Origin of the sequence: Paenibacillus sp. FSL R7-269, from assembly GCF_000517865.1 — a bacterium.
Lineage (GTDB): Bacteria > Bacillota > Bacilli > Paenibacillales > Paenibacillaceae > Paenibacillus_AQ.
In genome coordinates, this window is sequence record NZ_ASPS01000037.1 from 1 (window position 1) to 20,146 (window position 20,146).

Consider the following 20,146-nt stretch of genomic DNA (forward strand, 5'->3'; position numbering starts at 1 on the left):
GTGTCGGCGCCGGTTCCCACGGTGGCGTCTATAGCCAGTCCGCCCGTCGAGAGCCGCTCAGCGGTCAGCTTATGGGCGAAGCTAAGGACAGACAGGAAGCCCATCAGCCCTTCCTCCAGTACTTACCCTGCCAGGTGTCCCTGGCAACCAGTTCCTGGTCAATGGCATTCAGCACTTCCCATTTCTTGAGGCTCCACATCGGGCCGATCAGGGCATCGCGCGGGGCATCACCAGTCAGCCGGTGGACGATCATGTCCGGCGGCAGAATTTCCAGCGAATCGGCGATGAGCTTCACATATTCATCCTGCTCCAGGAATCTCAGCAGCCCGGCTTCGTACTGCTTCACCATCGGCGTTTTGCGCATGAGGTGAAGCAGGTGAATTTTGATTCCCTGAACCCCCATATTGGCTACAGCAGCTACAGTCTCCAGCATCATCTCATGTGTTTCCTGAGGCAGCCCGTGAATGATGTGAGTACACACCCGGATGCCGTGACGGCGGAGCTTGGCAACAGCTTCAGTATAGCAGGCGGTATCATGTGCGCGGTTAATCAGATCCGAAGTGGACTGATGAATGGTCTGAAGCCCCATCTCCACCCATAGATAGGTGCGCTGGTTCAGCTCCGCGAGATACTCCACTACATCATCCGGGAGGCAGTCCGGGCGGGTGGCTATGGCTAGGCCGACAACCCCGGGCTGCTGCAGAATGACTTCATAATATTCCCTTAGCTCCTCGACTGGAGCATACGTATTGGTATAGGCCTGGAAGTAGCCGATATATTTGGCATTCGGCCATTTCTGATGCTGGCGGTCGCGGATATGGTTGAACTGGGTGACCAGATCATCCCGTCGGCTTCCGGCGAAATCGCCTGACCCTCTGGCACTGCAGAACGTACAGCCTCCTTTGGCGATGGAACCGTCACGGTTCGGACAGGTGAAGCCCGCATCGAGCATGACCTTGAACACCTTGGTATCCATCTGCCCGCGCATTTCGTAGTTCCAGGTATGGAACCGTTTATCCCCCCACAGAAGCGGAGAGGAGGCTTGTTGAAGATTAGACATGTGCAGCTCCTTTCGTTAACCTTCCCATTGTATCAAAAATCCGTGATGAACGTAACAATCCCTCCCGGAATTCCGCCGAAAAAAAAGCTGAGAATAGGCTGTGATTTACCGCGAATTGGCTTGAAAATGCTTACACATTATGTTATATTTAAAGTGTTAAAAAAGCCGCTGCAGCAACCACAATCATCTGCTTGAATTCATAATTTCGTGTCGTCCGGTCCATACTAAACCTTAGAGGTGATAACGATGAATTCTCCAACGGTATTTGCTGATAACAAAGGTTCGATTGATGTGCAGCTGACTCCCGATGAAGCTCTCGCCCTGACAGGCGTAGAATTCAACGGCAACCACAAGATCAAGACAGAAGCGCAGCGGAAGATCCGCAATGCGTTCGAGAAGACCTTCGAGTTCGATAAATAAATGGCAGTCCGCTGAACGGCGGGCCGGTAATGCAGATACAAGACGCACGGAACTTTCGACCAGTCCAAGCAGGGGCGGGATGGAGGTTCCTTTTCTTTTGTTGAAATCCCTTTACTTTTGCCGGTAAGTTCGGCACAATATTGCAAGTGGCATTTATCCTATTCACAGATAAGGCAATAAGAGATAAGCGGAGGAATACCTATGCGTTTACGCGGAAGAAAAGGAATACGTGAAAGTCTTGAGGAGCAGACCGATCTGGTCATCCTGGAACCACGCAGCCTGAAGGGGCGCTGGTCCGAATTGTTCGGCAATGACCATCCGATTCATGTGGAATTCGGAATGGGCAAGGGGCAGTTTATCAGTCAAATGAGCTTCAAATACCCGGAGATTAATTTCATCGGCGTAGATATGTATGACGAGCTGGTACGGCGCGCAGCCGAGAAGGCCCGGAATGTATGGGAGCCGGCAGGCGAAGAGACACCGCCGAACGTGAGAGTGGCGCTGGCCAATATCGATTACGCAGAGGAAGTGTTTGCTCCGGGGGAGCTGGAACGGATCTATCTCAACTTCAGTGATCCCTGGCCGAAAAGCAAGCATGCCCGCCGCCGTCTGACGCATCCGCGTTTTCTTGATAAATACCGCGGACTGCTCAGTCCGCTCGGCGAAATCCATTTGAAGACGGATTCCCGCAGCCTGTTTGAATTCTCGCTTAATGCCTTTGCGGACTACGGTCTGCAGATGAAGAATATTTCCCTTGACCTGCATGAGGGCGGCGTGATCAACGAAGAGAATGTAATGACCGAATACGAGACCAAGTTCTATGGACGCGGCGTGAACATTCACCGCTGCGAGGCGATTGTCGGAGATGAGGCGCTGAAGCAATATCAGGCCACCCGTCTGGACAAGTACCGGCTCTAGACTGCATTACCGGTTATTACAGCAAAAGGCAGTCCGGTTCGTTCATACCGGACTGCCTTTTGCGTTCTAACTTGAGTTCTCTACTTTCCCTGTTCTGCGCGCGGTTTATCCAGCATATCAATAATGCTTTGGGCGCTTTGCAGCGGGTTGTACCTGGAGATGGCCTCCAGATGAGCCTTGCGCGCCGCACGGACATTCCCATAATCATTCAGCAGCCGCTCCATCCACCGGTCAACTACTTCGAGGGAGCTGATCGGCTCCCCCAAGCCGGCGGCAGTGAAGTACCGGCAGTTCTCTTCTTCCTGGCCCGGCAGGGGAGAGTGGAAGAGCATTGGAATGCCCTTGGCCAAGCCTTCGCTGCAGGTCATGCCGCCCGGCTTGGTCACCAGCAGGTCGGATACCTCCATCAGCTTGTCAATCTCCCGGGTGAAGCCCAGCAGCCGGATGTTAGGGTGCCTGAACCGCGTATCTTGCTTCATCAGCTGCAACAGCTTGTCATTCTGGCCGAGGCAGAACACAATCTGCACCTTGTCCCGCCATCCGGCGAGAGCTGCGTTCACTACTTCGTCGTTCATCATGCCCCATCCACCACCCATGACCATGACCGTCGGAATACGCTGCAGCTTGAACTGCTCTTGAATGTCTTCCCGGCCGTGCTGCTCCCAGAAGTTCGGGTGCACCGGGATGCCGGTTACCCGGATCTTGAAGGCGGCAACGCCGCGGCGGCGCAGCTTCGCCTTGACCTCAGGGGTGGATACCAGATAGCGGTCCACCTGCGGGCTGATCCAGCTGGCATGGGCGTCATAATCCGTAATAACCGTAATCAGCGGGGCCTTCAGCGACGGATGAAGCCGCTTCAGGCGTGAGATAACAGCGCCGGGAATGAAGTGGGTACAGACGATAATGTCCGGCTTCAGCTGCTTTACAATATTTTGGGCATGCGTATAAAACAAGTGGTGCAGGGCAAGTGTGGTAAGACGATTGAATGATTTCTGGTGACGGTACACGTAGCCCATCAGCCGGGGCTGGGAGGTGACCGTCTTGCGGTAGGCCGAGACAATGAGCGGGGCCACCTTGGGATTCAGGAAGCTTCCCAGCTCCAGCACCTTGGTCTGCACCTCCGGAGACAGCTTCCGCAGGCTGCTCGACAGCGCATATGCAGCCTGGGTATGCCCGGCACCGAAGCCCTCCGACAGCAATAATATTCTTTTTTTGCGCAATGTATAGTTCACCTGTTCCCTAGAGGTATTCACTAGCCGGACGCCCCTCAGGCATCATATCCAGAGGGCAAGCGTACCGGCTGCGACTCCAGACCCAATGACCGCTCCAGCCAGGACATCAGACGGATAATGCAGCCCGAGGTAGATCCGGGAGAAGCCGACTGTGCAGGCCAGAGGAAGCAGAACCGCAGTCAGGACAGGGTAGGCTATCATATAAGGAACCGTTGAGGCGAAGATAGCGGTCGTATGGCCTGAAGGAAAAGAATGATCCTTAAGCGGATTACGGAACGTATTGGTGTCCGGCAGGGCCAGATAAGGCCGCAGGCGCGGGTAGAGCTTTTTGGCGATAGCGACGGGCACATGGCTTATCGCCAGCGCGGCCAGCGCTTGCAGTCCTGTAGTTCTCCATGGCTGCGGGCATACTGCCCAGACCAGAAGATTGATACCGATCGCACTTGTTGCACCTCCGAGATGAGTGAGGTAGAAGAGCCAGAAGTTCAGAAACGGATTATGCATCCGTCCGTTAATCCATTGAAACACCCGCTGCTCCAGGAGATGCAGTTTCTTGAATAAAGGTCTCATATCATGTCCCTCCGATAGTCCGGCTAAAAGAGTTCTGGCGCAGCTTAAGCAGCAGATTTCACGGCCTGAAGCTGTCTTTATCATACTTTTTTAAGGTAGCCCGTTCAAGAAAAAGCTCAGGTCCGCTCGAAAAATGTCTCTTTTGACTTGGGAGCCCCAAAGCGACTACAATGATTCAAGCAGGAAGATCGCGTTTATAAGGTAACAGAGAAATAAGGAGCCAGCCAGTACACTGGAATCCATATTCATATCTTGTGTAACGTGACATAACAAAATCGGAATCCTGCCCGAAACTAAGGGGAAATTCCTAAGTCTACAGTAAGGGATGCAACAAAAGGGTCAGATAGAACGTTAACAAGCCAGAGAGAGAAAGAACATCTAGACTTGGAAAAAGGGGGCATCAAAAGATCATGACAGACGCATTATTTGTTTCGCTCCAAGTGATCTTGGCGGCAATTGCAGTTTATCAGTTTGCATTCTCACTGTTTGGACTGCGCAAGAAGAAGAATAAGGTTAAGCATGCGCCGCAGAAGTCATTTGCCGTGCTGGTTGCCGCGCATAACGAAGAAGAAGTGGTCGGCGCCCTGATGGAAAACCTGAAGCAGCTTAATTATCCCCAGGAACTGTACGATGTATTTGTCATCTGTGACAATTGCACGGATAATACAGCTGCGATTGTACGGGAGCACGGCATGAATGCCTGTGTACGTACCAACAGTAACCTGCGCGGTAAAGGCTATGCTATCGAGTGGATGCTGAAGGAACTGTGGGCGCTGCCGCGCCAGTATGACGCTGTTGTCATGTTCGATGCCGACAACCTTGCACATACAGAGTTCCTGACAGAGATGAACAACGATCTGTGTTCAGGCGGACAGGTCATTCAAGGGTACATCGATACGAAGAACCCGGAGGATTCGTGGATCACGGCTGCTTACGGCGTATCCTATTGGTACATCAACCGGCTGTGGCAGCTGTCGCGCCATAATCTGAAGATGGCTAACTTCCTCGGCGGAACAGGCATGTGCTTCGAGACGAACCTGCTGAAGGAAATGGGCTGGGGCGCAACCAGTCTGGTGGAGGATTTGGAGTTCACCATGCGCAGCGCCTCCAAAGGCGTATATCCAAGATTTAATTATGATGCCAAAGTATTCGATGAGAAGCCGCTTACCTTCAAGGCTTCCTCCAGACAGCGTCTGCGCTGGATGCAGGGTCATTTCACCGTGGCCCGCCGTTACTTCTTCCCGCTGCTGTGGCAGGGGATCAAGGAGCGCAGCCTGACGAAGTTCGACCTGGCACTGTACGGAGCGAACGTATACATTGTGTTGCTTACGTTCCTGATGACTGCCGTAATGTTTGTGGATAATGCTGTGTTCGACGGTCCGCATATTGCGAATATTTACGGACATCTGCCACTGTGGCTCGGGTACTTTGCGGTTGGGGCGAACATTCTGACCTTCCTGCTGGCTATGGCGCTGGAGCGGGTGAAGTTCAAGAAGGTCTATCTGTACCTGCTGGTATTCCCGGTCTATCTGCTCTCGTGGTATCCCATTACGTTCTATGCGTTCTTCACGCAGAACAACAAGCAGTGGAGTCATACCAAACATACGCGCGTAGTCCGGCTGGAAGAAGTACAGAGCAAGCAGGTTTCATAATTCGCACTGTAAATTAATAATTTCCGAAAGTGTTGACACCTTCGGTCTGATGATGTATAGTATTCAAGTGTGCAAAACATAGGGATTGCAAGCAGAAGCACCGGCTTCTCACCTGACTGGCTAACAGCCTGCTGGTTTTGATCTCAATGCTTTATGAATGGTTACAATTCATGAACGTTGATCAAACGGGGTGTCGGGGAATTACCGGCATCCCTTTTTTATGGAGAACCGTAATATATTATCTGAAAATTATTCGGAGGTGGAGGATTATCAGTAAGGAACATATGATCAATGATGAAATTCGTGCCAAAGAGGTTCGGCTGGTCGGAGCAGAGGGTGAACAAATCGGGATCAAGCCGATCCGCGAGGCGTTACAAATGGCGATCGATCTTAATCTGGATTTAGTCAACGTAGCACCGCAGGCGAAGCCGCCGGTATGCCGCATCATGGATTACGGCAAGTTCCGTTATGAAACGCAGAAGAAAGAGAAAGAAGCCCGTAAGAACCAGAAGATCGTGGATCTCAAGGAAGTCTGGTTCCGTGCAAACATTGAGGAACATGATTATCAGACCAAGTTCCGCAATGTAATCAAGTTCCTGGGTGAAGGCGATAAAGTGAAGTGCTCCGTCCGTTTCCGCGGCCGTGAGATTACCCACGCTAGTATCGGCCAGAAGATCCTGGAGCGCGTGAAGAGCGAAGTAGAAGAAATTGCTGTTGTAGAGCGCCAGCCTAAGCTGGAAGGCCGCAGCATGATTATGATTCTGGCTCCGAAGCCCCAATAATCATGGAGTCACTTGCATAGCAATCTGGCGCCGCATAATATTCAAGGAGGAAACACCATGCCTAAAATGAAAACACATAGCAGCCTGAAAGGCCGCTTCAAGATCACTGGAACTGGTAAAGTATTGCGTTACAAAGCTCACAAGAACCACTTGCTGTCCCACAAATCGAAACGTGCAAAACGCGTATTGAACGGCAATCCGGTAATGGCCCCTGGGGATGTAAGACGTTTGAAACAAGGACTCGCTAACTTGAAATAGTTAATCACACATTTTTGGGAGGTTTATTAATATGGCAAGAGTTAAAGGCGGATTTGTAGTTCGTCGTAGACATAAAAAAGTATTGAAGCTGGCAAAGGGTTACTTCGGTTCCAAGCACCGCATTTTCAAAACAGCTAAAGAGCAAGTAATGAAATCGATGGTTTACGCATACCGTGACCGTCGTCAGACTAAACGTAACTTCCGCAGACTGTGGATCGTTCGTATTAATGCTGCAGCCCGTTTGAACGGTCTGTCTTACAGCAAGCTTGTATACGGCCTGAAATTGGCTGGTGTAGAAGTGAACCGTAAGATGCTGGCTGATCTGGCAGTGAACGATCTGAACGCCTTCAACTCCCTGGCTGTAGTTGCCAAAGAGAAGATCAACGCGTAAGACGATATAAATCGAAAAGCACCGCCTGCGGGTTCTCCCGTGTGACGGTGCTTTTTTGCGCGGTGGGAACCGCAGGATGGACAGCTATTCCCAGTATTTCGTAGTGCTGAGCAGCGAAGCGAGCTTCTTGCTGCTGGAGCGTCTCAGCTTGCGCAAGGCGGACCGCTCGTCCGCAGACTGGCAGATCAACTTCTCTTCGTCGGTCTGGGCCACGATGGCCGGAACAGGGGCTGTAGTGCCGTCTTCATTCATGGCTACGAAGGTCAAGAAGGAAGTAGCGGCAACGGCGCGTTCGCCTGTATAGAGATTCTCAGAGATAATCTTGACGAATACCTCGATGCTGGTGCGGCCCGTCCAGGAGACAAAGGATTCGAAGCAGACGGAGTCCGTCGGCCGGATCGGCAGGAGGAAGTCTACAGAGTCAGCGGAGGCTGTTACCACGTTGACCCGGCAGTGGCGCATAGCCGAGATGGAGGCCACTTCATCAATGGTGCTCATCAGCTTGCCGCCGAACAGTGTCTTGTGATTGTTCACATCATTGGGGAAGACACGGCCGGTTTTGAATACGCGGGATTCGTGACAGTATTTGAAGTCGGGTGCAGCTTGTGGTGTGTGTTCTTGTTCCATTTTCAGTAACTCCCTTTGCGTACAAGATGTAATCATACATGATAATAGAAAAGCCTTCCCTGTGCAATAATAATGTTAATGCACTTGGAGCCATAAGCTACATTTTTAGGTTTTCTAACACATAACAGACATAAAAGTGACATATCGTGTCAAGGTAAGCGATTTCTTGTTGAAAAATGCAAATTATTATTGACCTGAGGTCATTAATAGACTGGATTTTAGCTTTTTTTGCAGGTATAATTTGTACTAATGGTATGTCCAAAGCAGAACACAGAAGACATCCAATTTACTAAGGGGGATCACTTTCGATGAAGAAGTTTTACCAACTATCTTTGGTTATGGTTATGGCCTTCACTGTCATTCTGGCAGGATGCGGTAACAATAACAGCGCTAACTCCGGCTCCAATGCTGGAACATCAACTAATGCACCAACAGACGCAGCTGCAACAGAAGCACCGGCACCAACCGAGGCTCCTAAGGCTGTCAAGCTGGGCCTTGTAACTGACGTAGGCGGAGTTAACGATAAGTCCTTTAACCAGTCTTCTTGGGAAGCACTGCAGGCTATGGAGAAGGAATTTGGCGCTGAGATCAAATACCTGCAGAGTAAATCCAATGCAGATTATGAGCCTAACCTTAACCAGTTCGTTAAAGGCGGCTATGACCTGACTTGGGGAATCGGCTTCGACCTTGGCGATGCAGTGCTGAAGGTTGCCAAAGAGAACCCGAATGCTAACCTTGCGATCATCGACAGTGTAGTAGATGCCCCTAACGTTGAATCTGTAACCTTTGCCGAGAACGAAGGCTCCTTCCTGGTAGGTGTAGTTGCAGGTCTGACAACCAAAACCAACAAAGTAGGCTTCATCGGCGGTATGGAAAGCCCGGTTATCAAACGTTTCGAAGTGGGCTTCAAAGCCGGCGTAGAAGCGGTTAACCCTAATGCAACTGTGAAAATCACTTATGCAGGTGCGTATGACAAGCCTGATACTGGTAAATCCTTGGCAGCTACCCTGTATAATGATGGCAATGACATCATCTTCCCTGCTGCAGGCGCAACAGGCAACGGCGTATTTAACGAAGCGAAGTCCCGCAACAAAGCCGGCGGTTCCAAAGTATGGGTTATCGGCGTTGACAAAGACCAATCCCTGGAATTCGGTGATGATGTAACGCTGACTTCCATGATCAAACGTGTTGACGAAGCGGTTAAGAAGGTTTCCCAGCAGGTTGTTGATGGTACTTTCAAAGGCGGTACTACAACTGTTCTTAGTCTGAAAGACAACGGTGTAGGCCTTCCTGAAACATCCAAAGCTAACGTTAGCGCAGATATTCTGGCTAAGGTTGACGAATACAGCAAGCAAATAATTGATGGAACAATCGTTGTTCCTGCCGAGTAATTCATTGCTTCAGCTTTACCCGATTTAACATAACGACGAAGCAGGGCCGGTTCAAGTACTGGCCTTGTTCTCTGTCAGCATCTGTTATAGACAATCACAACTGTACCGTCCTTGTGTGGGGCGGTACAGCCGTGTCTTGAAGGCAATATTATATCTATTCTGTGATGAGGGTGATTCCATGAGTGCTGCGGCTCCTGTCGTAGAGTTGAAGCAAATCACAAAACGCTTTCCCGGTATCGTTGCGAACGACTCTATTAGTCTGACGCTGGAAAAAGGGGAGATCCATGCGCTGCTTGGTGAGAACGGGGCAGGCAAATCAACCTTAATGAATATCGTATTCGGACTGTACCAGCCCGATGAAGGCAGCATCGAAATCGACGGGAAACCGGTTATTATTGATAACCCCAATAAAGCTATTGAGCTTGGCATTGGTATGGTTCACCAGCATTTCAAGCTTGTTGATCCTTTTACGGTCACCGAGAACATTGTTTTGGGTATGGAACCGAAGAAAGGTCTTAAAATTGACTATAAATCCGCTGCGGAGCAGGTTCGTAAGCTATCTGAGCAGTACGGGCTCCAAGTCAATCCAAATGCCAAAATTCATGACATTTCGGTAGGCATGCAGCAACGGGTAGAAATTATGAAAACCCTGTACCGCGGAGCGGATATACTTATATTCGACGAGCCTACCGCTGTACTTACGCCGCAGGAAATTACGGAACTGATGGCGATTATGAAGCGGCTCGTTGCTGAAGGTAAATCCATTATCCTGATCACGCATAAGCTGAAGGAAATTATGCAGATCTCCGACCGTGTCACCATTATCCGGCGCGGCAAGGTAATTGATACTGTGAAGACCTCCGAGACCAATCCTAATGAGCTGGCTGAGAAGATGGTCGGACGCGGGGTTACGTTCAAAGTGGACAAGCAGACACCTCACATTGGCGAGAGCATCCTGAAGCTGTCTAATGTGAGCAGCAAGAGCAAGGATGGCGTGCCTGTGCTGAATGGCCTGAGCTTCGAAGTGAAGGCAGGGGAGATACTCGGAATCGCCGGAGTGGACGGTAACGGCCAGAGTGAGCTGATTCAGGCCATTACCGGGCTGCGCAAGATTGACTCGGGTTCGATCCAGGTCTCCGGCAAGGAGATTGCTAATCTGTCACCGCGTAAGGTATCTGAAATGAATGTCTCCCATATTCCGGAGGACCGTCACAAGCATGGTCTGGTGCTCGACTTCACTGTGAGTGAGAACATGGTTCTGGAGACGTATTATAAGAGTCCATATAACCAGAACGGATTCTTGAACACAGATGTGATTAACAAGCATGCTGAAGACCTGGTAAGGCAGTTCGATGTGCGTACACCGTCCATAGAGAACAAAGCCCGCTCCTTATCCGGCGGTAATCAACAAAAAGCGATTATTGCGCGGGAAATAGACAAGAATCCGACTCTTCTGATTGCCGCACAGCCAACACGCGGTCTGGATGTCGGGGCGATTGAATTTGTACAAAAGCAGCTTATTGCCCAGCGGGACCAAGGCAAGGCTGTGTTGCTTATTTCTTTTGAATTGGATGAAATCATGAATGTGTCTGACCGGATTGCCGTTATTTATGAAGGCCAGATTGTCGGAGAAGTATTCCCGCAGGATACGAATGACCAGGAACTGGGTCTGATGATGGCGGGCAGTTTGAAGCGGGGAGGTCATGCGGATGTCTAGACTCCGGAAAATATTCGCAACAGACGTCTATATCGTTCCGCTTGTAGCGATTCTAATGGGCTTCCTGGTGGGTGCTATTGTCATGCTGTTTGGCGGTTACGATCCTATCGCAGCCTACTCTGCGCTGTTCAAGCGTGTGTTCGGCAGCCCGTACGATTTCGGTGAGGCGATCCGCGAGATGACTCCGCTGATGCTTACGGGTCTGGCCGTAGCCTTTGCCTTCCGTTCAGGGATGTTTAACATCGGTGCGGACGGACAGGTCATGATCGGGATGACGGCTGCATCTGTTGTCGGCATTAAGCTTGGCGGGGTATTACCGAGCTTCCTGTTAGTCCCGCTTGCGGTCATAGCGGCTGCTGTATGCGGCGGGCTATGGGCCGGTATTGCCGGATATCTGAAGGCCAAGCGCGGAATTAATGAAGTTATTACAACGATCATGTTGAACTGGATTGCGCTCTTCCTGTCGAATTATATTGTCCGGACCTTCCTGCTTCTCCAAGGGCAGAACCGGTCGGAGGATAATCCGGCTTCTCTCTCCATGACCTTCCTCTTCTCCACCTTTGATAATGCCCGCTTGCACTGGGGAACTGTGATTGCCCTGGCGGCAGCCACCTTCTTCTATGTCTATCTGTGGAAGACCAAGCAGGGTTACGAAATGCGTGCAGTAGGCTTAAATCCGCATGCTGCCGAATATGCGGGAATGAATGTCGGACGCAATGTGGTGAAGGCCATGTTCATCAGCGGCGTGTTCGCAGGCCTCGCAGGCGCCGGTGAAGTGCTGGGCGTATTCCATTATCAATCGGTATTCGCAGCTTCACCTGGTTATGGATTCGACGGTATCGCTGTTGCCTTGCTCGGACTGACCCATCCGCTGGGTGTCATTCTTGCTGCCATTCTATACGGCACGCTGACGTACGGCTCGGCAGGGATGAGCTTTGGTGCGGATGTGCCGCCGGAGCTGATCCGTATTGTAATCGGTTCGATTATATTCTTCATTGCTGCGCAAGGCATTGTACGCTGGGTGCTCAAACCGTTTTACTTCAAGCGCAAGAAAGAGAAGGTGTTATAGATGGACTTCGTAGTCTTAGGCCAACTGCTCAATACGACGCTTGTTTTTTCCACAGCGCTAATATTTGCCTCCCTCGGTGGCATCTTCTCTGAACGATCCGGTGTCGTGAACATCGGACTTGAAGGCTTAATGATGTTTGGTGCCTTTGCAGCTGCCGTAGGCGGTTATTATGCTCAAGATGCAGGTATGGGCGAATGGGCTCCTTGGGTTGGTGTGCTTTGTGCCATGGCTGTAGGCATAATCGGTTCACTGATCCATGCTGTGGCTGCGATTACCTTCAAGGCGGATCAGACGATAAGTGGTACGGTTATTAACTTCCTGGCTGCAGGCAGCACGCTCTACATGGTTAAGCTGTTCTTCGAAGGATCAGGCGAAACTCCACTGATCGACGGCTTCAGCAAAGTGGCTATTCCTGGCCTCTCCAAGATTCCGGTCATCGGAGAGGGGATATTTAACTCCTATCCAACCACTTATCTGGCGATTATCTTAGTCATTGTCATTTATTTCATCCTGTTCAAAACTCCGTTTGGGCTTCGTCTGCGCGCAGTCGGAGAACATCCGAGTGCGGCTGACACCCTGGGGGTCAACGTTAACAAGATGAGATATATCGGTGTCATGCTGAGCGGACTTCTGGCGGGTATCGGCGGAGCTACCATTACGTTGACCACTACCGGTACGTTTGCCCACAATACGATCTCGGGCCAAGGCTTCATTGCCATTGCGGCGATGATCTTCGGAAAGTGGAACCCGCTTGGTGCATTCGGGGCAGCTGTATTCTTCGGCTTCTCTCAGGCGATCCGCAACTATGTACAATTGTTTGAATGGTCCAAGAGCATTCCGCAGGAGTTCATCTTCATGATTCCTTATGTGCTAACCATTATTGTTCTGGTGAGTGCAGTAGGCCGCTCCTCGGCACCTAAGGCGCTTGGTGAGCCTTACGACCCGAGCAAACGCTAGGGTGATCAGCAATACCATTTCTAGTGCATTACAGACAGAGCGCATTTCCGGATTCCGGGAATGCGCTCTTTTTGCAAATATGCAGGCTGCTGCTGCGGATACTTCCAGTCCGGAGGCGGGCGGATGTACAGGCAATTACCGGGTGAGGCGAATAGACTGTTAAGAAACAAATATAGGAGGGATATTATGGCACACCCGGTAACGAAACAACAGGTGATCAAACTGATAGGTAAACATATCGTGGCGGTAAAAAAAGACGGGTCCAGAGTGACGGGCAAACTGGTCCGCATCTCAGGCAACCGGTTAATCCTGCAGCGCATCAGTGGTAAAAAAGTACAAACCAAGGCACTGATTCCGCTCGTGTTGTTTGATTTGCTGGCCATCGGTACGGCCCCTTACGCTTACGGCGGGGGTTATGGCGGAGGCTACGGTGGTAACCCGTATGGGGGCGGTTACGGTTATGGCCATGGACCTGGCCCTGGCCCTGTTCCTGGTCCATATGGCGGCTACGGTCCAGGTCCTGGTTATGGCATTCCGCCGATTGGATTTTTTTAAGCCATAGAGCTTGCCTGCTCCATCAGCGGAACTGCTTTTCAAGCTCATAACAGTAATTTTGCGGTTGATAACGGGCTACGCTGTAGCCCAGTTTTTCATAAAAAGCCAAACCGGCGGTATTTCCGGTATCTACAGAGACCTTCGCTCTATGGCATGCACGGGATAGTGCAAACCGCTCCGCTCTATCCATAAGCATATTACCGTAGCGCTTACGCCTTGCTCCCGGGGCAATAGCGAGCATATCAATGTATAACAGATCGCCATGCAGCAGAAAATGCACGAACCCCAGCGGATCGCTGTCGTAGTCGGGACAAGCAACAAGTGTGACTCCCTGTCCCAGGCGGCGCGGCAGATCCTTCCTGACCTGATTAATGATCGTCTGCGGAAGATGAGATAACGGGACAAGCTGCTTTTCAATCAAGTCATAAATAATCGTGTCATCCTGCCTGGGTCTGCGGTAACGAATCATAAATACTGCCCCCTTTCCACGCATTGTTGTACATCATATGCCCCGGGCGGTGTGGGCGTTCCGGCAAGAATAGAACAGGATTTTATGAAGAATTTAATGTATAACCTGCGAAGGGGTATTGACTAACCGTGTGAGGAATCATATAATGTGTCTAAACATTTAACGAGCATACATGTATCGGCGATGATGAGGACGAAGTTTTAAGGGCTCTTTTGTTCAGAGAGTGAGAGGAATTGCTGCAACCTCCACCAGAATCCCTTATATACGAGCTCACCTCGGAGCTGTTTTCCTGAAAGGTCCATCAGCAAGAGCGGTGGAATTATTAGGGGGAATCGTTTGGTCCGCGTTAGGGACTTCAGGTTACGAAGATTTGGGCCCTGCCTACATCGATGGATTTTTGTATCCTGATAAGGCATTTCATCGCGAGATGTAATGCAAACATGGGTGGTACCACGGAAGCTAAACCTTTCGTCCCTCACGCGCTTCTTCTGCGCGTGGGAGGCGAAAGGTTTTTTTGTTGAATAGGGAGAAAATACGGCCTGTTCGCTAATATTAAAGGTTGTTGATAAGGGCGTCCTGTCACTCTAAATAATGCATGTGAATGATCGAAGGGAGGAATACTGATGAGCGCGCAATTACCGGAAGAAGTGCGGTCGATAGAACAGTTACGTGAGAAATGGAAAAATCCAGAGGTGGTTTCGGGTTCCGAAGTCCTCCTGCGCAGTCTTGTACTGGAAGGTGTAGATACTGTATTCGGATACCCCGGCGGGGCTGTACTCTATATCTATGATGCGCTTTATGGATTCGATGATTTCAACCATATTCTGACCCGCCATGAGCAGGGAGCGATCCATGCGGCTGACGGGTATGCCAGAGCAAGCGGTAAGGTTGGCGTATGTATTGCCACTTCAGGTCCGGGAGCAACCAATCTGGTGACTGGAATAGCTACAGCGTTTATGGACTCCGTGCCGCTGGTAGTGATCACCGGTAACGTATTTTCCAGCCTGATCGGTACAGATGCTTTCCAGGAAGCGGATATTACCGGGATTACGATGCCGATTACGAAGCACAGCTATCTGGTACGGGATGTTGAGGACCTGCCGCGGATTATTCATGAAGCCTTCCATATTGCCAATACAGGACGTAAAGGTCCGGTACTGATCGATATTCCAAAGGATGTATCGGCGGCGATGACATTGTTCACTCCGGCAGAACAGCAGGGGGTTAACCTTCGCGGCTACAATCCGCGCACGGTTCCCAATAAGCTGCAGCTGGATAAGCTGGTGAAGGCTATCGATGCAGCGGAGCGTCCGATTATTATTGCAGGCGGCGGAGTCATCTACTCTGGAGCGCATGAGTCTATGTATGAATTCGTGAAACGCACGGAGATTCCAATTACAACTACATTGCTGGGCTTGGGGTGTTACCCGAGCGGCGAAGAGTTATGGATGGGAATGCCGGGGATGCACGGCACGTACACAGCCAATAATGCCATTCAGCAATGCGATCTGCTGATTAACATCGGTGCCCGGTTCGATGACCGCGTAACCGGCAAGCTGGACGGCTTCGCTCCCAAAGCGAAGATCGTGCATATTGATATTGATCCTGCCGAGATCGGCAAGAATGTTGCAACTGATATCCCCATTGTCGGCGATGTGAAGACTGTTCTGGAAATGCTGATCCCGGATGTGAAGCGCGCCTCGAAGGCCGATGCCTGGAGAACACAGATTGCCCAGTGGAAGCTGGACCAGCCGTATCGCTACAAGGATTCGGAGACAGAGCTGAAGCCGCAATGGGTTATCCAGATGATTAATGACACCACTAATGGTGAAGCGATTGTGACTACAGACGTAGGCCAGCATCAGATGTGGGCTGCCCAATATTACAAGTTCAACCATCCGCGTTCATGGATTACTTCGGGGGGCCTTGGAACTATGGGCTTCGGTTTCCCGTCGGCGATTGGGGCGCAAATGGCCCATCCGCAGCGGCTCGTAGTCTCCATTAATGGTGACGGCGGAATGCAGATGTGTTCCCAGGAGCTTGCCATCTGTGCGATCAATAAGATTCCGGTCAAAATTGTTGTCATCAACAATCAGGTGCTCGGAATGGTCCGCCAGTGGCAGAACCTGATCTATGAGAAGCGTTACAGCTATACTGATCTCGCGGGAAGTCCGGATTTTGTAAAGCTGGCTGAAGCTTACGGCGTGAAGGGACTGCGGGCAACCAACAAGGAAGAAGCCAGCGCGGCCTGGAAAGAAGCCATGGAAACACCTGGACCCGTCCTGGTAGAATTCGTTGTTCCAAAGGATGAGAATGTCTACCCGATGGTAACTCAAGGCTCTACCATTGATCAAATGCTGATGGGGGATGAATAACAGTGATGAGACATACGATTGCTGTGCTCGTAAATGACCAGCCTGGTGTGTTGCAGCGGGTATCCGGATTATTCGGCCGCCGCGGCTTCAATATTGAGAGTATTACGGTTGGACAATCCGAAGAGGTCGGATTGTCCCGGATGGTAATTGTAACACTGGGCGACCAGCATACCCTGGAGCAGATTGAGAAGCAGTTGTACAAGCTGATCGATGTAATCAAGGTAGTTGATCTGGGCGCAAAACCAATGGTAGCCCGGGAGCTGGCACTAATTAAGGTGAAGGCAGAGCCGTCAGAACGGCCGGAGATTATGGGCGTAGTCGAAACCTTCCGTGCTTCTGTAGTAGATATTGGCTCAACCAGCCTGCTAGTACAGGTAGTTGGAGATACCACCAAGATTGATGCAATGATCGAGCTGCTGAAGCCTTATGGTATAAAGGAGCTGTCCCGGACTGGAGTAACGGCGATGATTCGCGGGAATGCCTAATCGTCACATTTTACAGCTTTAACGAATTACTGCTTGCGTGCATTAATTTATTAAGATTAGCTTAGACTTGCCCGCGAAAGAGCGGGGGCTTGAGGAACGCGTCATTATATAGTAAGACTAATATGCAACGTGTTTTTGAAGCACCCGCTCTTTACGATGGGTCCCAAATTAAAGGAGGATTTTGACAATGGCAGTTACAACGTACTATGAACAGGATGCAGAGCTTAGCGTATTGAAAGGAAAGACAATTGCGGTAATCGGGTACGGTAGCCAAGGACATGCCCAGGCACAGAACCTGCGTGACAGTGGTCTTCAGGTGGTTATCGGTCTGCGTGAAGGTAAATCATTTGATACTGCCAAGAATGACGGCTTTGAAGTATTGTCTGTAGCAGAAGCGGTATCCCGTGCAGATGTGGTACAAATCCTTATGCCGGACGAAACACAGGCATCTGTATATAAGAACGATATCGAACCGAACCTTAAGAATGGTGCGGCTCTGATGTTCTCCCACGGCTTCAATGTACATTTCGGACAAATCGTAGCTCCTAAGGATGCCGATGTGCTGCTGGTAGCTCCTAAATCCCCGGGACACATGGTACGCCGTACTTATGTTGAAGGCTTCGGCGTTCCCGGCCTGATCGCTATTGAACAGGATGCAACCGGCAATGCCAAGGCTATCGGTCTGGCGTATGCCAAAGGCATCGGCTGTACTCGTGCGGGAGTTATCGAAACCTCCTTCCGTGAAGAGACTGAAACGGATCTGTTCGGTGAACAGGCTGTCCTCTGCGGCGGTGTGTCCGAACTGATCAAGGCTGGCTTCGAGACATTGACTGAAGCCGGATATGCTCCTGAGATGGCTTACTTCGAGTGCTTGCATGAGCTGAAGCTGATCGTTGACATGGTATATGAAGGCGGATTGTCCAGCATGCGCGATTCCATCAGTAACACTGCGGAATACGGTGACTATGTAACTGGACCACGCATCATTACTGCTGAGACTAAGAAAGCTATGAAAGAAGTACTGTCTGATATTCAGCAAGGTAAATTCGCCCGCGACTTTATCCTTGAGAACCAATCCGGTCGTGCCTTCCTGACCGCTACCCGCCGCAACGAAGCTGCTCATCCGGTAGAAGTAGTCGGCAGCCAGCTGCGTGAAATGATGCACTGGATTAAGAAATAGGTCGTATACTTACAATTGCAATGAACCATAGGTAACCCTCAGATGCGGCCGTAATTTTGCGGGCCGCATTTGAGGGTTTATGGACAATCTTCAGGAGGTGCTCAGCATGCGGAAAATTTATGTGTTCGACACGACGCTGCGTGACGGGGAGCAGTCGCCGGGTGTGAACCTCAATACGCGTGAGAAGGTAGAAATCGCTTATCAGCTGGAAAAGCTGGGAATTGACCGGATGGAGGCAGGCTTCCCTGCCGCTTCGCCGGGAGATCTGGCTGCGGTGAACGCAGTGGCCAGAGCGGTTAAGAATGTCACTGTAATCGGTCTGTCCCGTTCCAGAGAGAGCGATATTGATGCGGTCAAGGAAGCGCTGCAGGGGGCACAGGACCCTTGTATTCATATTTTCCTGGCAACCTCGCCGATACACCGTCAGCATAAGCTGCGCATGGAGAAGTCACAGGTGCTGGAAACGGCACAATCGGCGATCCGCTATGCTAAGAAGTATTTTCCCAAGCTGGAATTCTCCCTGGAGGACGCCGGCCGTACCGAACGTGATTTCATGGCCGAAATGGTGGCGATGGCGATCCGCGAGGGTGCGAATGTGGTGAATATTCCAGATACGGTCGGTTACCTGAATCCTGCGGAATACGGAGACATCTTCAAATTCCTGAAGGATACGGTGCCTGATATCGAGCGGGTACAGCTTAGCGCCCATTGTCATAATGATCTGGGGATGGCTACTGCCAATACCCTCGCTGCCATTCAGAATGGTGCAGACCAGATTGAGGGTACGATTAACGGGATCGGGGAACGTGCCGGCAATACAGCGATTGAAGAGGTCGCTCTGGCGCTTGAGACCCGCAGTGAGTATTTCGGTGCTAAGACCTCTCTGGTCCTGTCTGAAATCTCCCGTACCAGCCGTCTCGTCAGCAAGCTGACAGGGATGGTTGTGCCGGGCAACAAGGCGATTGTCGGCGCCAATGCCTTCGCCCATGAATCCGGGATTCATCAGGATGGCATGCTGAAGGAGAAGACGACTTACGAGATTATGACACCGGAAACGATCGGTCTCAAAGAAAGCAAGCTGGTGCTCGGCAAGCATTCGGGCCGTCACGCTTTCCGCGATAAGCTGAGTGATCTGGGCTATGACATCTCTGAGGAAGAGGTCAATGCCGCTTTTGCCAAGTTCAAGGATCTCGCCGATAAGAAAAAAGAAGTCTCGGACGAGGATATCCTTGCGCTTCTGGAAGAGAAGCTGATCGATACGCCGGAGACCTTCAGCTTGCAGACGATCTATGTTACGTATGGCAATGAGGCTACTCCAACCGCTAAGGTAATCATTCACGGCCAGGACCCGCAGCCGATTGTGGCGGTTGCCGAAGGCAACGGCTCGGTAGACGCAATCTACAATGCCATTGACCAGGCTACAGGGGAAGAAGTCACACTTGGCGATTACTCGATTAAAGCCGTCAGCAGAGGTAAAGATGCTCAGGGTGAGGTACATGTGGTGCTCTCGCAAGGCGAGGTTGCTGCGCAGGGCCGCGGACTTAGCACCGATATTCTTGAAGCGAGTGCCAGAGCCTACCTGGATGCACTGAACAAGCTGATTGAGAAGCGCAAGACCTACACCAAGCGTGAGCATGCCAATCTCTAATTCAATTATTTAAAAGAAGCTTCCCCGGACCAGTACGATTGGTCCGGGGAGGCTTCTTTTTTTGTTCAAAAATCTGTAGAAATTTTTTTGCGCTGAGAATTTTGGTTTTGAATCCAGCTGAAGAGGATTTGAAACAAGTTTTTGAATGAAAAGAATGAACAAGATGAGTCGGAAAGATGAAAAAAAGTTCATAACCCAGTGTGGATTCCTCATATCCTGCGTTTGAAACGCTCTTTTTGTCATAAAAAATATTTTATTTTTAAGTTATCTATGATTTATCTCATAATCTGTTCAGAAATTGTTCAGAGGCGGGAAGTAAAGTTACGAAAGTACAGTACAAGCGAAATTGAAGGCCCACATACATACTAGCGACAGGGGGACGATCGGGAA

At 50.7% G+C, this 20,146-nt stretch carries 20 protein-coding genes and 1 pseudogene; 15 read left to right on the plus strand and 6 right to left on the minus strand.

Annotation, left to right across the window (positions count from 1 at the left end):
- Positions 1–104: pseudogene (locus C162_RS17845) on the minus strand (SAM-dependent methyltransferase); the annotation flags it as partial.
- On the minus strand, positions 104–1,060 hold the full coding sequence (locus C162_RS17850; protein ID WP_036696094.1) for a TIGR01212 family radical SAM protein: 957 nt from the start codon (positions 1,058–1,060) through the stop codon (positions 104–106). The pseudogene C162_RS17845 and the gene C162_RS17850, both read right to left, overlap by 1 nt.
- Before the next feature lie 246 nt (positions 1,061–1,306).
- On the opposite strand from C162_RS17850, the gene C162_RS36645 reads away from it, so the two are divergent.
- Entirely contained in the window at positions 1,307–1,480 is a 174-nt protein-coding gene (locus tag C162_RS36645) for a hypothetical protein (protein WP_179090500.1), read from the plus strand.
- A gap of 201 nt (positions 1,481–1,681) precedes the next feature.
- Positions 1,682–2,398, plus strand: coding sequence for a tRNA (guanosine(46)-N7)-methyltransferase TrmB (gene trmB, locus C162_RS17855; RefSeq protein ID WP_036696096.1), 717 nt, complete (start codon positions 1,682–1,684; stop codon positions 2,396–2,398).
- Between the two features lie 80 nt (positions 2,399–2,478).
- Here the strand turns inward: trmB and C162_RS17860 are convergent, their stop codons facing one another.
- The gene (locus C162_RS17860) at positions 2,479–3,618 is read right to left on the minus strand and encodes a UDP-N-acetylglucosamine--LPS N-acetylglucosamine transferase (protein ID WP_036696097.1); all 1,140 of its coding nucleotides are present in this window, start codon (positions 3,616–3,618) and stop codon (positions 2,479–2,481) included.
- 54 nt (positions 3,619–3,672) lie between these two features.
- A complete protein-coding gene (locus C162_RS17865) occupies positions 3,673–4,200 on the minus strand; it encodes a phosphatase PAP2 family protein (RefSeq protein WP_036696099.1) in 528 nt (175 codons plus the stop codon).
- A gap of 410 nt (positions 4,201–4,610) precedes the next feature.
- Between C162_RS17865 and C162_RS17870 the strand changes: the two genes are divergently transcribed.
- The 4 genes from C162_RS17870 to rplT all read left to right on the plus strand — a co-directional run bounded on the left by C162_RS17870 (position 4,611) and on the right by rplT (position 7,283).
- Positions 4,611–5,852, plus strand: a complete 1,242-nt coding sequence (locus tag C162_RS17870; protein ID WP_036696100.1) for a glycosyltransferase family 2 protein — start codon at positions 4,611–4,613, stop codon at positions 5,850–5,852.
- Positions 5,853–6,136: 284 nt separating this feature from the next.
- A complete protein-coding gene (infC, locus tag C162_RS17875; protein WP_036696103.1) occupies positions 6,137–6,634 on the plus strand; it encodes a translation initiation factor IF-3 in 498 nt (165 codons plus the stop codon).
- Between the two features lie 57 nt (positions 6,635–6,691).
- Complete coding sequence (rpmI, locus tag C162_RS17880) at positions 6,692–6,892, plus strand: 50S ribosomal protein L35 (RefSeq protein WP_036696104.1); 201 nt, start codon at positions 6,692–6,694, stop codon at positions 6,890–6,892.
- Between the two features lie 31 nt (positions 6,893–6,923).
- Complete coding sequence (rplT, locus tag C162_RS17885) at positions 6,924–7,283, plus strand: 50S ribosomal protein L20 (protein ID WP_036649386.1); 360 nt, start codon at positions 6,924–6,926, stop codon at positions 7,281–7,283.
- Between the two features lie 84 nt (positions 7,284–7,367).
- Here rplT and C162_RS17890 read toward each other — a convergent pair whose 3' ends face one another.
- The gene (locus tag C162_RS17890) at positions 7,368–7,910 is read right to left on the minus strand and encodes an acyl-CoA thioesterase (RefSeq protein ID WP_036696107.1); all 543 of its coding nucleotides are present in this window, start codon (positions 7,908–7,910) and stop codon (positions 7,368–7,370) included.
- Positions 7,911–8,218: 308 nt separating this feature from the next.
- Here C162_RS17890 and C162_RS17895 point away from each other — a divergent pair, with 308 nt between their 5' ends.
- The 5 genes from C162_RS17895 to C162_RS17915 all read left to right on the plus strand — a co-directional run bounded on the left by C162_RS17895 (position 8,219) and on the right by C162_RS17915 (position 13,599).
- Positions 8,219–9,301 carry a BMP family lipoprotein gene (locus tag C162_RS17895; RefSeq protein WP_036696110.1) on the plus strand — a complete coding sequence of 361 codons (1,083 nt, stop codon included), beginning with the start codon at positions 8,219–8,221 and terminating at the stop codon, positions 9,299–9,301.
- Between the two features lie 178 nt (positions 9,302–9,479).
- A complete protein-coding gene (locus tag C162_RS17900; RefSeq protein WP_036696113.1) occupies positions 9,480–11,018 on the plus strand; it encodes an ABC transporter ATP-binding protein in 1,539 nt (512 codons plus the stop codon).
- Positions 11,011–12,087, plus strand: coding sequence for an ABC transporter permease (locus C162_RS17905; RefSeq protein ID WP_036696116.1), 1,077 nt, complete (start codon positions 11,011–11,013; stop codon positions 12,085–12,087). The genes C162_RS17900 and C162_RS17905 overlap by 8 nt, the downstream gene beginning before the upstream one ends.
- Positions 12,088–13,044: an ABC transporter permease gene (locus C162_RS17910; RefSeq protein ID WP_036696117.1), complete on the plus strand. Its 957-nt coding sequence runs from the start codon at positions 12,088–12,090 to the stop codon at positions 13,042–13,044.
- A gap of 186 nt (positions 13,045–13,230) precedes the next feature.
- Entirely contained in the window at positions 13,231–13,599 is a 369-nt protein-coding gene (locus C162_RS17915) for a hypothetical protein (protein ID WP_036696179.1), read from the plus strand.
- A gap of 22 nt (positions 13,600–13,621) precedes the next feature.
- Here the strand turns inward: C162_RS17915 and C162_RS17920 are convergent, their stop codons facing one another.
- A complete protein-coding gene (locus C162_RS17920) occupies positions 13,622–14,068 on the minus strand; it encodes a GNAT family N-acetyltransferase (protein WP_036696120.1) in 447 nt (148 codons plus the stop codon).
- 623 nt (positions 14,069–14,691) lie between these two features.
- Here C162_RS17920 and ilvB point away from each other — a divergent pair.
- From ilvB to C162_RS17940, 4 genes are all read left to right on the plus strand, one after another.
- Complete coding sequence (gene ilvB, locus C162_RS17925; protein WP_036696122.1) at positions 14,692–16,443, plus strand: biosynthetic-type acetolactate synthase large subunit; 1,752 nt, start codon at positions 14,692–14,694, stop codon at positions 16,441–16,443.
- Between the two features lie 5 nt (positions 16,444–16,448).
- Positions 16,449–16,928 (plus strand): acetolactate synthase small subunit, encoded by a 480-nt coding sequence (gene ilvN / locus C162_RS17930; protein WP_036696181.1) that lies wholly within the window; start codon positions 16,449–16,451, stop codon positions 16,926–16,928.
- 187 nt (positions 16,929–17,115) lie between these two features.
- The gene (gene ilvC, locus C162_RS17935; RefSeq protein ID WP_036696125.1) at positions 17,116–18,108 is read left to right on the plus strand and encodes a ketol-acid reductoisomerase; all 993 of its coding nucleotides are present in this window, start codon (positions 17,116–17,118) and stop codon (positions 18,106–18,108) included.
- 106 nt (positions 18,109–18,214) lie between these two features.
- Positions 18,215–19,756: a 2-isopropylmalate synthase gene (locus C162_RS17940; RefSeq protein WP_036696128.1), complete on the plus strand. Its 1,542-nt coding sequence runs from the start codon at positions 18,215–18,217 to the stop codon at positions 19,754–19,756.
- Positions 19,757–20,146 lie beyond the last annotated feature (390 nt).

Excerpts from the sequence above, each read along its gene's own strand:
- C162_RS17850 (WP_036696094.1), bottom strand. The coding sequence starts at position 1,060 with ATGTCTAATCTTCAACAAGCCTCCTCTCCGCTTCTGTGGGGGGATAAA.
- C162_RS36645 (WP_179090500.1), top strand. The coding sequence starts at position 1,307 with ATGAATTCTCCAACGGTATTTGCTGATAACAAAGGTTCGATTGATGTG.
- trmB (WP_036696096.1), top strand. The coding sequence starts at position 1,682 with ATGCGTTTACGCGGAAGAAAAGGAATACGTGAAAGTCTTGAGGAGCAG.
- C162_RS17865 (WP_036696099.1), bottom strand. The coding sequence starts at position 4,200 with ATGAGACCTTTATTCAAGAAACTGCATCTCCTGGAGCAGCGGGTGTTT.
- C162_RS17870 (WP_036696100.1), top strand. The coding sequence starts at position 4,611 with ATGACAGACGCATTATTTGTTTCGCTCCAAGTGATCTTGGCGGCAATT.
- infC (WP_036696103.1), top strand. The coding sequence starts at position 6,137 with ATGATCAATGATGAAATTCGTGCCAAAGAGGTTCGGCTGGTCGGAGCA.
- rpmI (WP_036696104.1), top strand. The coding sequence starts at position 6,692 with ATGCCTAAAATGAAAACACATAGCAGCCTGAAAGGCCGCTTCAAGATC.
- rplT (WP_036649386.1), top strand. The coding sequence starts at position 6,924 with ATGGCAAGAGTTAAAGGCGGATTTGTAGTTCGTCGTAGACATAAAAAA.
- C162_RS17890 (WP_036696107.1), bottom strand. The coding sequence starts at position 7,910 with ATGGAACAAGAACACACACCACAAGCTGCACCCGACTTCAAATACTGT.
- C162_RS17895 (WP_036696110.1), top strand. The coding sequence starts at position 8,219 with ATGAAGAAGTTTTACCAACTATCTTTGGTTATGGTTATGGCCTTCACT.
- C162_RS17900 (WP_036696113.1), top strand. The coding sequence starts at position 9,480 with ATGAGTGCTGCGGCTCCTGTCGTAGAGTTGAAGCAAATCACAAAACGC.
- C162_RS17905 (WP_036696116.1), top strand. The coding sequence starts at position 11,011 with ATGTCTAGACTCCGGAAAATATTCGCAACAGACGTCTATATCGTTCCG.
- C162_RS17910 (WP_036696117.1), top strand. The coding sequence starts at position 12,088 with ATGGACTTCGTAGTCTTAGGCCAACTGCTCAATACGACGCTTGTTTTT.
- C162_RS17915 (WP_036696179.1), top strand. The coding sequence starts at position 13,231 with ATGGCACACCCGGTAACGAAACAACAGGTGATCAAACTGATAGGTAAA.
- C162_RS17920 (WP_036696120.1), bottom strand. The coding sequence starts at position 14,068 with ATGATTCGTTACCGCAGACCCAGGCAGGATGACACGATTATTTATGAC.
- ilvB (WP_036696122.1), top strand. The coding sequence starts at position 14,692 with ATGAGCGCGCAATTACCGGAAGAAGTGCGGTCGATAGAACAGTTACGT.
- ilvN (WP_036696181.1), top strand. The coding sequence starts at position 16,449 with ATGAGACATACGATTGCTGTGCTCGTAAATGACCAGCCTGGTGTGTTG.
- ilvC (WP_036696125.1), top strand. The coding sequence starts at position 17,116 with ATGGCAGTTACAACGTACTATGAACAGGATGCAGAGCTTAGCGTATTG.
- C162_RS17940 (WP_036696128.1), top strand. The coding sequence starts at position 18,215 with ATGCGGAAAATTTATGTGTTCGACACGACGCTGCGTGACGGGGAGCAG.